Raw genomic sequence first — 13,701 nt, forward strand, 5'->3', positions numbered from 1 at the left:
CGAGCAGAGGTTTTTAAAATACAAAAAGACCTCTACCAAACAGGTAAAGGTCTTGCTAACAACAAAATGTTGCTAACAAAGCCGAGAGTATAAACTCTGAAATGACGACTTTGTTATGAAAGCTACTCCCCTTTAGGAGAATTTATTATTTAATATAGTAAAGATATACTATTTTAATTTATCTGTCAATAAATATTTTCATTAACAACGTAGAACAAAAGGATGGTGTTCTAATAGCTCTTGTGTATAAAAGTTAGGGATTTTAAAATCTCTTAGAATCAAAAGTATCATGACAACCTACATTTAAGTGGTTAACCTCAAACCCACTACCGATATGATAATCAAAGCTATAAATAGAATTCGTCTCCAGTCTCTTGCTTCTCCATAAAACAGCATTCCTATGATCGCTCCACCTACCGTTCCAATCCCAGTCCAAACAGCATAGGATATTCCCAAAGGCAGGGTCTTCATAGCTAAACTCAGAAAACAAAAACTCATTATGAATCCGATCATTAATACAGTATAGGACTGTAAGCTTTTATCCTTAGCTACCTTATTCATCCCTGTAACTCCTACCACTTCAAACGTTCCAGCCAAAAGGAGATAAATCCAGGCCATTTTACATTGCACCTTCTTTCTTACTGGATTCACTTGTAACAAGTTTTAAGCCTACTACTCCAGAAAGTAGTAAGAGGATAAACATTACTTTCGTCCAACTAAACGGTTCCCCGAAAACCATCATTTCAATTACAACAGTCCCAGCTGTCCCTATTCCTGTAAAGATGGCATATACAGTTGCTACAGGCAGACGTTTTGTCGCCTTGATTAGCAAAGCAAACGATAAGTATATAAATAGGGCTGTACCCGCCCACTCAAGGATGTTATCTGAATACTTCAACCCTATAGCCCACAACACCTCAATAAAACCAGCAATTATAACAAATGTCCAATCTTTATTCATTACGTTTCCTCCGATTTAATTTAATCATAAGGAGAGTCCACGCCAATACAAATACCAGGAGGATTCTAGCCTTTTCTGCAAGCGTTCAGGACCTCCATATAACATTTCAACAATTATTCCATCATATATTCCTAAAAAGGCAGCAGTTGCTAATTTACCGTCGATTAATGAATTGACTTCTCCCTCTTCCATAGCCTTCTGTATAATCGGATACAAAAGTTCTTCCAATTTATCCAGGTATTCGTATACCATTTTCATCACTATTTCATTGAGATGACTTGGCGGAAAAAAAGCTGTTCGAATCCAAAATTTATTGGAATCCTTCATCTCATATCGTTCTATGCTTTCTAAAAGAAAATGATATAAGATTTCCTCGATTGGACGAGTCTTATTGATCTCTATAAAATTAATGACAAAAATAATTTCGTTTTCACTTGAGTCCTTGCATAACTTTAGAAACAGTTCATCTTTACCTTTGAAATGAGTATAAATAGACTGTTTTTTAATTCCCACATCCTCAGCAATATGTGCTAATGATGCACCTTCATACCCATTTTTTGCGAAATGTTTTAATGAAACTTCCTTAATTTGATTTGATGTCACTTTCAATCCTCCCGAACGGTCGTAAGGTAAACTTACCATCTAAACTATTTCTAGTCAATTATTTTCCCCTAAGAATAGTTAATAATTCTTATCCAGCTCATTAGATTCGTACAAATGTCTCCTACCGAGGAATGGAGATATTCATAGCACAGATAAAGTCTATGTGTAAAAATTGACGAAGTGCAAATAAAAGACAAGAATCAATGTGAGTGCACATTGACCCTTTTCCATATAGGTTTTAGTACTTTATCCATAAAACAATATAATGAGTTTTTGCTCTTTAATTTTCAATCACAATAAATGATCAAATTCCTAATAAGTCAAGTATCTAATAGATTAGTATTCTATTAATGTATGTTGATTTCACTAGATTTCGTTATTTCTTAAAGGATGCTGTATTCTAAAATAATCTCTGATTCTTCTAATAATTCTCCGGTATTTTTAAAACCTAAAGATTCATAAAACTTTATTGCATTTATATTTGTAGGTTCAGTTGATAATCGAATATAGTTACAATCTTCGTTTAAACTCAGTCTCTCTATAATGATCTTCATTGCTTCCTGACCATATCCTTTTCCTTGAAAACGATCGTCAATCATCATTCGTGGAACCCAGTATTTATTTTTATCTTCTAAAGAAGGGTCATAATCTGTCATTACAAAACCAATCACTTCTTCACCTAAGTGTATAACATAAGGTGTATAACAAGGATTAACCTTTGATTCTCCAATTGAATATAAATTAGAAACAATTTGTTTTTCTTGCTCTTCTCTCAATTTTAGATTGATACATTTATAGAAGTTATTCAATGTTAAGTCTCTTACACTTATTATTGTCATTTTCAGTCCACCTTTTGACACTGTTATTATACATATATTAGCATATGGAAACCTTTACCACCTAGTGTGCTGCCCAATCATTATTTCTACCTGCCACAAAATTTAGTAGTACCGAATTTCCCCCTAAAAAATTCCGCAATACTATTCAATCCACACTATTTTAAATCCATTTCAATAATTCCATTTCATATGCCACTTTTGGCGTTGTATATAAAAATAATTTCCTCTGACATTTTACCAACTCTCATCACGTGATAAAGGCACCCATCCCTGAGTGCCAACTTTAAAATATAGATATTACGAAGAAAAATCAAAATAATTCCTCTTCAACAACCTAGGCAATTCCATTTGTTCCTTAAACCCTATCGAACTACCACTCTTCCTCGTATCCACCAAAACAATTGATCCTACCAGGCGCATCGCAAACGAACGTAGGGACTGCGTTTTTTATTATAAGTACTCTTCAATAAAAAAACAGCAAATCAAGAAGATTACCCTAATAATGGTCTGCCCCTTCCAAAGCCAGGTAAGATTATTGAATCAATTAAGAAATTATTCATTATAACAATTACCAAAATAATAAGTCATTCACATTGTCCTCATTACTTCTTTTTAAATACAAGTAAACGATTGAATTTGACGTAAACTTATTCCTGAATATACCCATCTAAATCCATTCCAGCGGTACCCTGAAACAGAAGTTCGACCAACAAATGTTGGATAAAACCAGAATTGCTGAAAGCCTCTTAGCCACACATACGTATATCTGAATAGACATCCTCTAATACTCCCTGGGTCAACAGCAAATGCTTGGGCTTGTTGTGTTTGTGTTGGAATATAAGAAGGCGGTGGTGAGGTAGGAGGTCCTGCTTGCATTCCTTGACTCGGTGGTGCAAGTGGAGGAGGTGTACTCGGAATACCTGATGGCGGTCCCATAATCCCTCCAAACGAAGGAAAACCTGGAATCAATTGTCTTTCTTCTTGGTTTACATAGAAGAAATCATTAGGTAGATAGGGTATAGAATGAGAATAAACGTCCTGATTATACATATTCTTCCCAAATACTTGTTCATAATTTGTGTACACAATATCACTCCTTGAGTTTTTTCAATAACATCCTATTCATTAGTCACCTGTCTAAAACCTTGTACGCCACCAATTGTGTATATACCTATATAACATTCACAATCAGTAAAACTATCAACATAAAAGATATAGCCATCACTGTTGAATTGAACAAATGAGTTTCTTTTCAATTCTTTGTCTATTCCTGGGCATTTTGCGTAGTCTTTTTCTGACTACATACATAATTTATAAAAAGACTCACCTCAGAGATCGTTACATGATTTCAAAAAACAAACTAAATTAGATTCAAACAGTGATAACGTTTATTAAAACTAAAAAAAGGAGAGAAACGATGTCTTCCTTTAACCCAGAAAAATTATCTGTAACCTTTATTCCTCCAGCCAATTCCTTCCGACCAATCGAAGGTAGAAAATATACTCTTACCCATTCTGATCTTACTGCTGAATTATTTTTGGATATTGGCTTTATTTTCAACTATGAGAAAATTAATTCTGTCATGCGGGATGAAGTTTTAGCTAAATGGCAAAAAACAAATGAAAACCAATTACATTTAATCGGAAAAGCATATGTGGATGGTGGGGAATTTAATAAGGAAATGGCTGGTGTTCGTTTTGCTATATTCAGAAAAGAGATGGATACTGCACTAAAAGGGATCATCTTTGGCGATCTTGCCTTTTTAACAAATTATCCCATCTTACTTGATTCACCAATTTATATTTATTTTGAATCAAACTATCCAGAATTCAAGCAGATTCTATACTACGGGACTCCTCGACAATATCTACAGCAAATTAATCAAAACCAATGAAGAGCTTAATATGACAACGTCTATTGATCAGAACCTACGTTCCTATATATCTAAACAATGGAGGTCTGAAAATGATAAATTTTAAATCCTTTCATGGAACGGTTACTATGATTAGTGATTTTATTACAGGAGAGATTAATGAAGAAAAACATTGTTATAAAATAATGACTGTAGAAAACAGTTTAGGGTCAATTGTAAATTTTGTGGTTTCACCCACTACTTATTTTGTAGACCATCAAATCGTAAGAGTAGGAGACCGAATAACCGGTTATTATGATGGGAATGCACCTGTACCTCTTATATACCCACCACAATATCGAGCACTTGTAATAGTTAAAGAGAATCCTTATCAGAGTGTAAAAGTAGACTACTTTGGTCAGATGTTAAAAAGCAGTGATGGGACATTACTATTAAATATACCTCCATATACCCCTATATTATTAATTAATGGTCAACCCTTTTCTGGTGACCCTACGAACCGAAATCTTATTGTGATCTATGGACCTTCCACAAAAAGTTTTCCTGCTCAAACAACACCATATAAAATAATAGTTTGGTGTTAGAGATAGTTATATTAACATAAACAAAATGTTTTCATTTTATTTTAGTCCACCATATATTTCAAAGAAAAAAAACACATATTTTTTATGTTAACTAGAAAAAACAAGAGGTAATCCATAGTTAAATAACATATGGGTTCTCTCTCTTTAGTGCGTTTATAACAGAAGTAGGTAAGAAATTTCTTGGATTTTTAAATATATGATCAAAACTAGTCCCTAACCTATACGAATAACAGTTTCATTTCATAAACTATGACAAGTTAGAAGGGAGGGATTTAAATGCCATTTTTTGGACCTCGGTTTGGTCGTCCACTACCAGTATATCGTCGTGGTTTTAGACGTGGATTTAGAACTGGATTTGTACCAGGATATGTACGCGGATTTCGACGTGGATTATTTGGACCTTTCTAAACAATACAGTTAACCTATGATGACAAGTCCTTCTTCACTTCAAGAAGAAGGACTTTCATTTTTCAAATCTTTGATTTGTATTGGACTTCGTTTTTTGTAAAATATCTCCACATTTACAAAGTTGAATGCTGATTCAACTTACTATTAAGCCCTTCCCTTCTTATCGATTGATCCACCTTAGCAATCTCTCAACATTCTTCTTACTCACTTTCCCACCTGAAAAGCGGTCAATTTGTCTGAATGGCATGTTAATAACAAAGTACACGTTATTCGCTGTTAATGGTTTTCCAATCTTTTTAAAGAAAAAGTGGAAGAACATAATAGAATGATAAAGCAATTTTCCTAACCAGTTTTTATACTGGGCCTGATTAATCGTGTCATTCATTCCTAAATCTTTATGACGGTCCCAATTTTTTGGTGGTAGTTTTCTTCCTACTATTTTTTCGAATTCTGAATTTGGAATTTGCTTTACGTTAGCTACTGCGTAGTTCGGGAATTCAGTTTTTAAGAATACAGTTGGAGCCACACCCTCCATCTCAAGAGTTTCCTCTAAATGAATCTCTTGAATTGAACTACCTACTAGAATCTTATAAGTCCCTGATTCAACCTCCCAATCCTTTTCAGGATTATAGTATGAGAAATCTCGCTTCGTTAACGTTAGTGTTACTTGCTTCGTTTCACCTGGTTCCAAGTAGACCTTATCAAAAGCTTTCAATTCTTTTTTTGATCGGATAATCTTCGAATCTACTTTTTCAATATACAGTTGAGCAACTTCTGCTCCAGCTACTTCACCAGTATTTGTCAAATTGAAACTAACGGTTAAGCCATCAATCACCATATCACTGTAGTCAAATGTTGTATAAGATAACCCATAGCCAAAAGGATAACGCACTGGTACATTTGCAGTTTCAAAATATCTATAACCAATGAATAGCCCTTCTTTATGTTCACTTGTCGCTTGATGTCCAGGGTAGTACGCCGAGGATGGAACATCAGTGTAATGTATTGGGAATGTTTCGCTTAATTTACCACTTGGATTATATTTACCAAGCAATACATCAACAATTGCTTCACCCCCACCTTGTCCAGAAAGATACGTGTGGATCATTCCTTGTACCCGGTCTGCAAATGGTAATTCAATGGCACCACCACCAGATAGTACAACAACTATATTCTCATTTACCTTAACTAAAGATTCAACAAGCTCTAACTGATTTTGAGCTAATTTTAAATCTTCTCTATCTACACCTTCAGCCTCCTTGCTTTCATCAAGTCCAATAAATAAAAGCACGACTTCAGCAGATTTCGCAAGACTTGTTGCTTCTTCCAATAATGTACTACTCTTTCCTCCCATACGCTTAAACCCTTGTGCGTACCCAGCTATTTTTAAAGAGGACTTTTGTAAGCCATCAAATGGATTACTTAATTTATAGGGATTAATTAACGAACTCCCTGCGCCTTGATATCTTGGATTTTTTGCAAAATCACCAATAACCGCTACTTTTGTTCCCGCTTTAAGTGGAAGAATATTTTTTTCATTCTTAAGCATTACCATAGACTGACGTGCAGCCTCAACTGCTTTGTTGTGATGGTCTTCATAATCGACTTGTCCTGATTCTTTATCATCTAAACGCACTTTATATAGTAGAGATAGTAATTGATCTACGGCTTTATCTAATATGGATTCATCCAATTTTCCTTTATTGATTGCATCAACAATTTCTTTATCTGTAATTCCGTTAGTAGATGGCATTTCTAACTGATTGTGAGCTTTTAACCCTGCAATACGGTCATTATTCCCACCCCAGTCAGTTACAACAACACCGTCAAATCCCCATTCTGAATACAAAATGTCATTAGCTAAATGCTGATTTTCATTAGCAAATTCACCATTTACCTTATTATAAGAAGACATCATCGTATACGGTTTACTCTCTTTGACAACTTTCTCAAAACCTGTTAAATAAATTTCTCGAAGCGATCGTTCATCTACTATTTCATCAATGGTCATTCTCATATGTTCTTGGCTATTAACAGCATAATGCTTAGGACAAGCTGAAATTCCATTAGACTGAATTCCCTTTACCATTTCACTAGCTAGTTCACCGGTTAGGTATGGGTCTTCAGAGAAGTATTCAAAATTACGTCCACAAAGTGGATTACGTTTAATATTTAAACCTGGTCCAAGTAAGACACTTACTTTTTCACTGCGAGCTTCCTTACCAATATCTTGTCCTACGTTATAGACAAGTGACTTATCCCAACTATTTGCTAGCGTTGCGGCTGTCGGGTAACAAGTTGCTGGTAAACTTTTATTTAATCCTAGGTGATCAGCCTTCCCACCTTGTTTACGCAGGCCGTGTGGTCCATCGGTTAGCATAATGGAAGGAATTCCATGACGTTCAATTGCCTTTGTATTCCAAAAGTTCTGTCCAGACATGAGGGAAGCTTTCTCTTCTAAAGTCATTTGCTTAATTAGATCTTTATACTTCATATTTCACACCACTCTTCTTTAAAAATAGGAAGAAGGCGAATGTATGTCGCCTTCTCTCAATATATCAAAATAAGTTTAGTTAAAAAGGTACGTTTTAAGTGTTGCATATAGTGAGTTATGCATGCTATTTCGAAGCCCTACTGTCATTGCTTCTGGATTCTCATTATATGCTTCTTCTAAAAGTTTTTTGTTCTTTGTAACTGATAAAACATCTAACATTAAATCATTACCAGATGTTATAGCCTTTTGTGGTTCCATGAATCCAAACACCGCATCTGAAGATACTACACCTTTAAAGCCCCACTCGTCTCTTAGCATTCCATTTAATAATTCTGGATTTGCCCATTTTCCATCAACGTAAGAGAAACTAGACATTGCACCCGTTACACCAGCCTCTTTTACAGTCATTTCGAAAGGACGCAGGTGAATTTCGCGCATCGCTTGTTCATTAGACCATACTAGTAGCCCCGATCGTGCATTTGTTTCCTGCTCATTCATTATAAAGTGCTTCATAAATACTGTAACACCTTGATCTTGTGCACCTTTTGACATACCAGCACCAATCATACCGTTTAATACAGGGTCTTCTGACATATACTCAAAGTTTCTTCCACCCTGTGGAGTACGGTGAATATTTAGAGCAGGAGCATACCATCCATGGATTCCATAAGCAATTGCTTCTTTTCCAATAGCTTCACCCATCTCGTAGGCCAACTCTTTATTCCAAGTTGATGCCATGACGATTTCTGTTGGGTAAGCACCTGCTTCAAATTTCTTGAAGAAGAAACTGAATCCAGCAGGTCCATCCATTAAAACTGTTTTCGGAATACCTAGCTCATCAATTTCTCTTGTGTGATAAGCACCTTCTGAAACATAATCGATCATTTGATCAACAGTTAATTGGTCTAAGAATTCGTCCCACTTAGGGTCATCATAATCTAGTCCTTTTAAATCTTCTAATTTGAGTCCATTGTCAGCACCCGTTGTAGGCATGTCCAAATCATCATTAAACTCATGTCCTTGAACTCTTTCAATAACTTTATCAGACGCAACTTTTGAATCATCCTCATCTGATGGGTATGTCCCTTCCCAATCGTTACGAGATAGAATCGTTAATTCGTTTTCTGATTGAGTAAAACGATTTTTGTATTCTGTTCCTGTATCAGCATCTGTTTCGTATACAAGATCTTCAGTTAATTCGAAATCAAGTGTACTGTCAACTACATGGACATTCTTCCCAAGTTTAATTTGGTATGTTCCTTGTTCTAAAATATAGTTCTCATTTGCCATATCGTAGGAAGCCATATCTCTTGTATCATACTTAAGTGTTACTACTTCAGACTCTCCTGGTTCTAGTGATTTCGTTTTTGCAAATGTAGCTAAGTTAATGGAAGACTTCTCAATTCCACCTGGTGTGTAAGGAGCAGAATAGTAGACTTGAACCACGTCCTTACCAGCTACTTCGCCTGCATTTTTCACTTCTACTTGTAATTCAATAGAATCATTATTTAATTGTGAATTCACGATATTCCAATCAAATGTTGTAAAACTTAGACCAGAACCGAAAGGAAATTGAACCGTTTGATTGTACCCTTCTTCATTTCCTTGATAATAAGTCTCATAGAATCTATATCCTACATAAATTCCTTCTTCATAATTTAGGTAAGCCTTATCTAAATTCTCATACTGATAATCTCCAAAATTCTCACTTGCTGGTGAAGATTCAACATCATAAACATACGTATCAGTCATACGTCCTGATGGATTTAATTCTCCTGATAGTACTTTAGCAAGTGACTTTGTTCCAAATGGTCCAGGTGTTCCAACCCACAGAACGGACTGAATACTTGGATACTCATCAATAAATCCTAATTCTAAAGTATTCCCAGCATTTACAATAATGGTAACGTTACTAAAGTTCTCAGCTACTTTTTTGACTAAATTATGCATTTCATCTGATAGCTTTAATTCATCAATACTTACATCTGACGCTTCCACACCTTCACTCTGAATAATAATCATTGCATTTTCAGAGTACTCTTTCGCTTGGGCTAAGGCAGAATCACTCACATCTGGTTCTCCAGATGCCTCTTCACCACTTAACATTCCTTTAATAACTTGAACAAGTCCAGTTTCAGAATCACCTGTTACTTCTTTCAGCTCTGGTAGTTCTGTATAGTAGTCATATAATTCCTGATTATATTCAATCCCAGCACCCTTAAGCGCATCAAATAAATCTACAGCACGCGTTTGATCTGATGCACCAGAACCACCACCACCATACTTAAAACTAAATGCAGTAGAACCAAATACATTGATTCTATGATCAGCTAATGGTAGTGAGTTATTTTCATTTCTTAATAATACTAATCCTTCGTTCGCAATTTTTTCTGAAATAACGTCAGCAGCTTCTCTGGCTTTAATACCTTCTGCATTTGTTGTATCAATCGTAATATGTTTACCAGTAATGTTTCCAACGACACTTGAAACTGTTGGTCCTAGTGTTACACCAACTGTTAGTACTAGCAGAGCAACAACTGACCATCCCGCAATACGTCTTGGTCTATTTTTAAGTTTTTTGTACATTTTAGCTTCTTTTTTCGCTACTTTTCTTTCTTTACGACTTAGGGATTTTAGCTCTTCTTTTCGTTGTTGTTTTTGTGCTTTTCGTAATTGTTTATCGCTTACAATTGCGGCCTTTCGCTCTGCCTCTGGCATAGCAGCAATTTCCTGCTTTCTATCCTTACGTTTAGCCTTATCTTCCCTCACACGTTGTAATATTTCTTGCTTCCTTGCTTTTCTCTTTTTAAAGTATTCCATCATGATGACCCCTCCTACCTATCATTTCAAAGCAAATCTAGTTGTAAACTTTTAAATAAAGTGTGCGGATCCCTAGCGATCTTATATTCAAAATTCTTAGTGCTAACTGTGAAACGCAATTAATCTAACAATCTTTTATTATTGGATCTTACCACTTTAATTAACGAGATAACGCTTCCATTTCAGTCCAAAAAACTCTTTTTCCTATCACTTTTTTATAGATTAAGCATAGGATCTTATCTTATTTACCCCTCCCGCCCTTTCCATACAAGAAAGTAACTTGAAAAGAGTATTGTCCTACTCCTTAGCTACAATATACTATCGAACATCATCGAATACATTCCATTAATTAAGAAATACTATTCCGATTTTTGACTTTTTCACACAAAAAAAGGACATTGTCATAGTGACATTGCCCATTGCTCTTTATGTAGATGTAGTAACAAAATGTATGGCTAATGCTAGCTATAAGTATTACAAATAAGATTCATTAAAACTTTTGTTTCATTTCAATAAACTGAACCTCGTGGGGTTGAAGTGTCGTATGTAAGGTATATTGACCCTCTATTGTTACTGACTCTATATGGATTCCAGGTTCTGCCTTTCCTTTAAGGTAGTTCATTGTATCTGTATCTAGATGTTCTGGTGCCCCTATATCTACCCATGCATCATAGGAAGAACCTTGCTTTCTATTTACAAATTGTTTCTTTAGTAGATAGTTTCCATTTACCTCACTTAAAAGTAGTTCATGGGTCTTTATATTTTCAGTTTCAAATACGGTGTAGCGACTGGTTTGATTTAATTGAGAATAATCAAATGACCGATATAGTTGATTCGGATGACTATAATTATATAGTAAAATCTGATAATCATTTCCTTTCCTTGTCACAATAATATCGTCTTCTTGATAAATCAATTCGTCTCCCAACCTACTTAGAAAATAATAGGCATGGTAGGCTGCTTTTTTTATACCATTATAAGTCATGAGTCCAAAACCACCATGAAATAAAGGTTGTTCTAATTGAAACTCTTCAAATATGTCTGTAAAAGTCCAAAAGCCCATCCCCGACACTTTCCAGTAGTTTTGAATAGAGTTTTTAACAATAAAGGTACCCATGTAGCAGGTATCATGAAGTAAGTCTCTGCTATTTATACTTGCATTCCATTCTGAAATCCATATTTCGTCAGGGAAATGATAGGTTTTAAGTTTTTGGATCGCCTGATCAACTTTTATAGTAAGGTTATGTTCATCTCCTAACATTACACTTCCATATTCAGCGAATTGTTCAATCGGGTTTTCTGAAACACTAATATTATCAAGCTTAGGTAATGGCTTATTTATACGTTTTCTATTATGAGTAAGGTTATAAACATGAAAACTAATAAAATCTATGTGAATGTTTTTTTCCTTCATGAAGGACTCAAAGTTTTCCAACCAGGAGCCTGCAAGTGACATAAGTCCAAATCCACCTAGTCTAATTTCAGAATCAATGTTTTTAACTCTTTTATAACTTTTTTCATACAAATTAAAAAACTCTTCTTCAGTTCCCGACCAAAAGCTTCTAACCTCAGGTTCATTCCAAAATTCAAAATACCAGGTTCTTACCTCCATTAAACCGTAGCGGTTTATGATATGTTTGAAAAATGCCTCTAACAATGCTAACCACCGATTCATTTCCTTAGGTGGAGAGACATAAGCATTCCACCAGAAAATTTTATCTTCTGTACTCGCTAAATCCTTTGGCATAAAGCCTATTTCAATGAAAGGCTTAACATTTGCTTGTAATAAATTATCTAAAAGAGAGTCAATATGATTAAAATTGAAGTAATATGTTCCATCCTTCTTCTCATTATAAACAAGAAGTTGATCGGCAAAGATACCATGAAATCGAACATACTCAAACCCAATTTCCTTTTGGATTTGATGTAGCTGATCCGTAAAATCCCTTCTAAGAGCATGAGGAGCATATCCGAAGGTCATTAATTTAGTAAAGGTTGGAGTAACCTTCCCTTTTGATTGCTTCATGTTTATTTGATTTTGTTCCCCAGCGACTTTCAGATCTTTTCTATTTTCGTCAGTTCTATTTTCTTTTTTCTCAAGGTGTTTGAATAAGTTCGCTAGTGATTCACGGCTATTAATATTCAAATAATCTTTAGGAATGTTTTTTTCAATATCAACCTTATATTGCTCTCGATATTGCATCGGTGTAATTCCAACTACTTCCTTGAATACCCTGTAATAAGCTTTACTATCTGGGAAACCATATTTTAGTGCTATTTCAGTAATCTTCTCATCTGTTGTCCTTAATGAAAATAATGATTTATTAAGCCTTATACTGTCTAGTTTCTTCTTAAAAGATTCTCCAACGTTTAACTTAAAATATCTTGACAAATATTGAGGATTTAAAGAAAACTCATCTGCAATTTCCTGTAAACTTAATTGGGAATCCATACAGTGGTGATTCATATATTTTAGTATCTCTAGCAGCCTGTGATCGCGATCTATTTCTTTTTCTTTAGTCTGTGTAGGAAGTTCATAATGTTCCAAAAGAATGACGACTAACTCGAGTAATAATTTCTCAATTTTTAAGTGGTAGAGATTCTTTCTGTTAAGTATGAGATCCATCATATTCGCTAGAATGTATTTGATATGACTAAGGGAGTATGTGGATTTAGTTCCCATTTCTTTAGAGTTTAAATAAAACCTTTTTTCTGAAAGGTTAATATTATGTTTCTTTACATATTTATGATCAATTTGAAGAGCTAAAACATGTGTTTTTCCTACTGTAGTCTTAGAATTAACGAAATGGAGTTCGTTCCCATTCACGAGGAACAAATCCCCCTCTTCAAGGTTAAAGCTATCCCGATTAACTCTTATCTCTAAGGAACCATCCAGAACGAAAAGGAGTTCAAGATCCTCGTGCCAATGAAATGGAAAACGTTCAACAGTTTGTGTGAAAATTTTAACTGGCAAATCTACTTGATAATCTATTTGCTCATATTGGTAACGGGTATCCATTTTCATTCTCCTTCCCTAAAAATTAAATTTACTTTAGCATAATAAGAATGTGTTAACAACTAGGTTTATTAATTCTAGCTGAATAGATATTCGCCTATGC

Annotated in this window: 12 protein-coding genes; 3 read left to right on the forward strand and 9 right to left on the reverse strand. The window is 34.8% G+C overall.

The window, feature by feature from the left end:
• Positions 1-303 precede the first annotated feature (303 nt).
• From G4D63_RS13895 to G4D63_RS13920, 6 genes are all read right to left on the reverse strand, one after another.
• Positions 304-618 (reverse strand): DMT family transporter, encoded by a 315-nt coding sequence (locus G4D63_RS13895; RefSeq protein ID WP_163180245.1) that lies wholly within the window; start codon positions 616-618, stop codon positions 304-306.
• A gap of 1 nt (position 619) precedes the next feature.
• Entirely contained in the window at positions 620-961 is a 342-nt protein-coding gene (locus tag G4D63_RS13900; RefSeq protein ID WP_163180246.1) for a DMT family transporter, read from the reverse strand.
• A gap of 24 nt (positions 962-985) precedes the next feature.
• Positions 986-1,564: a TetR family transcriptional regulator gene (locus tag G4D63_RS13905; protein ID WP_163180247.1), complete on the reverse strand. Its 579-nt coding sequence runs from the start codon at positions 1,562-1,564 to the stop codon at positions 986-988.
• Between the two features lie 383 nt (positions 1,565-1,947).
• Positions 1,948-2,403: a GNAT family N-acetyltransferase gene (locus G4D63_RS13910; protein WP_163180248.1), complete on the reverse strand. Its 456-nt coding sequence runs from the start codon at positions 2,401-2,403 to the stop codon at positions 1,948-1,950.
• A 297-nt stretch (positions 2,404-2,700) separates the two neighbouring features.
• Positions 2,701-2,823, reverse strand: a complete 123-nt coding sequence (locus G4D63_RS13915; protein WP_163180249.1) for a YokU family protein — start codon at positions 2,821-2,823, stop codon at positions 2,701-2,703.
• A 192-nt stretch (positions 2,824-3,015) separates the two neighbouring features.
• Positions 3,016-3,453, reverse strand: a complete 438-nt coding sequence (locus G4D63_RS13920; RefSeq protein WP_163180308.1) for a hypothetical protein — start codon at positions 3,451-3,453, stop codon at positions 3,016-3,018.
• 367 nt (positions 3,454-3,820) lie between these two features.
• Between G4D63_RS13920 and G4D63_RS13925 the strand changes: the two genes are divergently transcribed.
• The 3 genes from G4D63_RS13925 (at position 3,821) to G4D63_RS22110 (ending at position 5,268) form a co-directional block, all read left to right on the forward strand.
• Entirely contained in the window at positions 3,821-4,297 is a 477-nt protein-coding gene (locus G4D63_RS13925; protein ID WP_163180250.1) for a staygreen family protein, read from the forward strand.
• Between the two features lie 71 nt (positions 4,298-4,368).
• A complete protein-coding gene (locus G4D63_RS13930; RefSeq protein WP_163180251.1) occupies positions 4,369-4,860 on the forward strand; it encodes a hypothetical protein in 492 nt (163 codons plus the stop codon).
• A gap of 276 nt (positions 4,861-5,136) precedes the next feature.
• Positions 5,137-5,268 carry a hypothetical protein gene (locus tag G4D63_RS22110; protein ID WP_275580294.1) on the forward strand — a complete coding sequence of 44 codons (132 nt, stop codon included), beginning with the start codon at positions 5,137-5,139 and terminating at the stop codon, positions 5,266-5,268.
• Between the two features lie 160 nt (positions 5,269-5,428).
• On the opposite strand, the gene G4D63_RS13935 is transcribed toward G4D63_RS22110, so the two are convergent.
• The 3 genes from G4D63_RS13935 to G4D63_RS13945 all read right to left on the reverse strand — a co-directional run bounded on the left by G4D63_RS13935 (position 5,429) and on the right by G4D63_RS13945 (position 13,601).
• Positions 5,429-7,762, reverse strand: coding sequence for a glycoside hydrolase family 3 C-terminal domain-containing protein (locus G4D63_RS13935; protein WP_163180252.1), 2,334 nt, complete (start codon positions 7,760-7,762; stop codon positions 5,429-5,431).
• Between the two features lie 75 nt (positions 7,763-7,837).
• On the reverse strand, positions 7,838-10,585 hold the full coding sequence (locus G4D63_RS13940; RefSeq protein WP_163180253.1) for a glycoside hydrolase family 3 N-terminal domain-containing protein: 2,748 nt from the start codon (positions 10,583-10,585) through the stop codon (positions 7,838-7,840).
• A 487-nt stretch (positions 10,586-11,072) separates the two neighbouring features.
• Entirely contained in the window at positions 11,073-13,601 is a 2,529-nt protein-coding gene (locus tag G4D63_RS13945; protein WP_163180254.1) for a GH39 family glycosyl hydrolase, read from the reverse strand.
• Between the last annotated feature and the right edge of the window lie 100 nt (positions 13,602-13,701).

Origin of the sequence: Bacillus mesophilus (assembly GCF_011008845.1) — a bacterium.
Lineage (GTDB): Bacteria > Bacillota > Bacilli > Bacillales > SA4 > Bacillus_BS > Bacillus_BS mesophilus.

Bases quoted from the DNA above. Each gene is read 5' to 3' on its own strand.
- G4D63_RS13900 (WP_163180246.1), bottom strand. From the start codon at position 961: ATGAATAAAGATTGGACATTTGTTATAATTGCTGGTTTTATTGAGGTG.
- G4D63_RS22110 (WP_275580294.1), top strand. From the start codon at position 5,137: ATGCCATTTTTTGGACCTCGGTTTGGTCGTCCACTACCAGTATATCGT.
- G4D63_RS13895 (WP_163180245.1), bottom strand. From the start codon at position 618: ATGGCCTGGATTTATCTCCTTTTGGCTGGAACGTTTGAAGTGGTAGGA.
- G4D63_RS13945 (WP_163180254.1), bottom strand. From the start codon at position 13,601: ATGGATACCCGTTACCAATATGAGCAAATAGATTATCAAGTAGATTTG.
- G4D63_RS13935 (WP_163180252.1), bottom strand. From the start codon at position 7,762: ATGAAGTATAAAGATCTAATTAAGCAAATGACTTTAGAAGAGAAAGCT.
- G4D63_RS13930 (WP_163180251.1), top strand. From the start codon at position 4,369: ATGATAAATTTTAAATCCTTTCATGGAACGGTTACTATGATTAGTGAT.
- G4D63_RS13910 (WP_163180248.1), bottom strand. From the start codon at position 2,403: ATGACAATAATAAGTGTAAGAGACTTAACATTGAATAACTTCTATAAA.
- G4D63_RS13920 (WP_163180308.1), bottom strand. From the start codon at position 3,453: ATGTATAATCAGGACGTTTATTCTCATTCTATACCCTATCTACCTAAT.
- G4D63_RS13940 (WP_163180253.1), bottom strand. From the start codon at position 10,585: ATGATGGAATACTTTAAAAAGAGAAAAGCAAGGAAGCAAGAAATATTA.
- G4D63_RS13915 (WP_163180249.1), bottom strand. From the start codon at position 2,823: ATGCGCCTGGTAGGATCAATTGTTTTGGTGGATACGAGGAAGAGTGGT.
- G4D63_RS13925 (WP_163180250.1), top strand. From the start codon at position 3,821: ATGTCTTCCTTTAACCCAGAAAAATTATCTGTAACCTTTATTCCTCCA.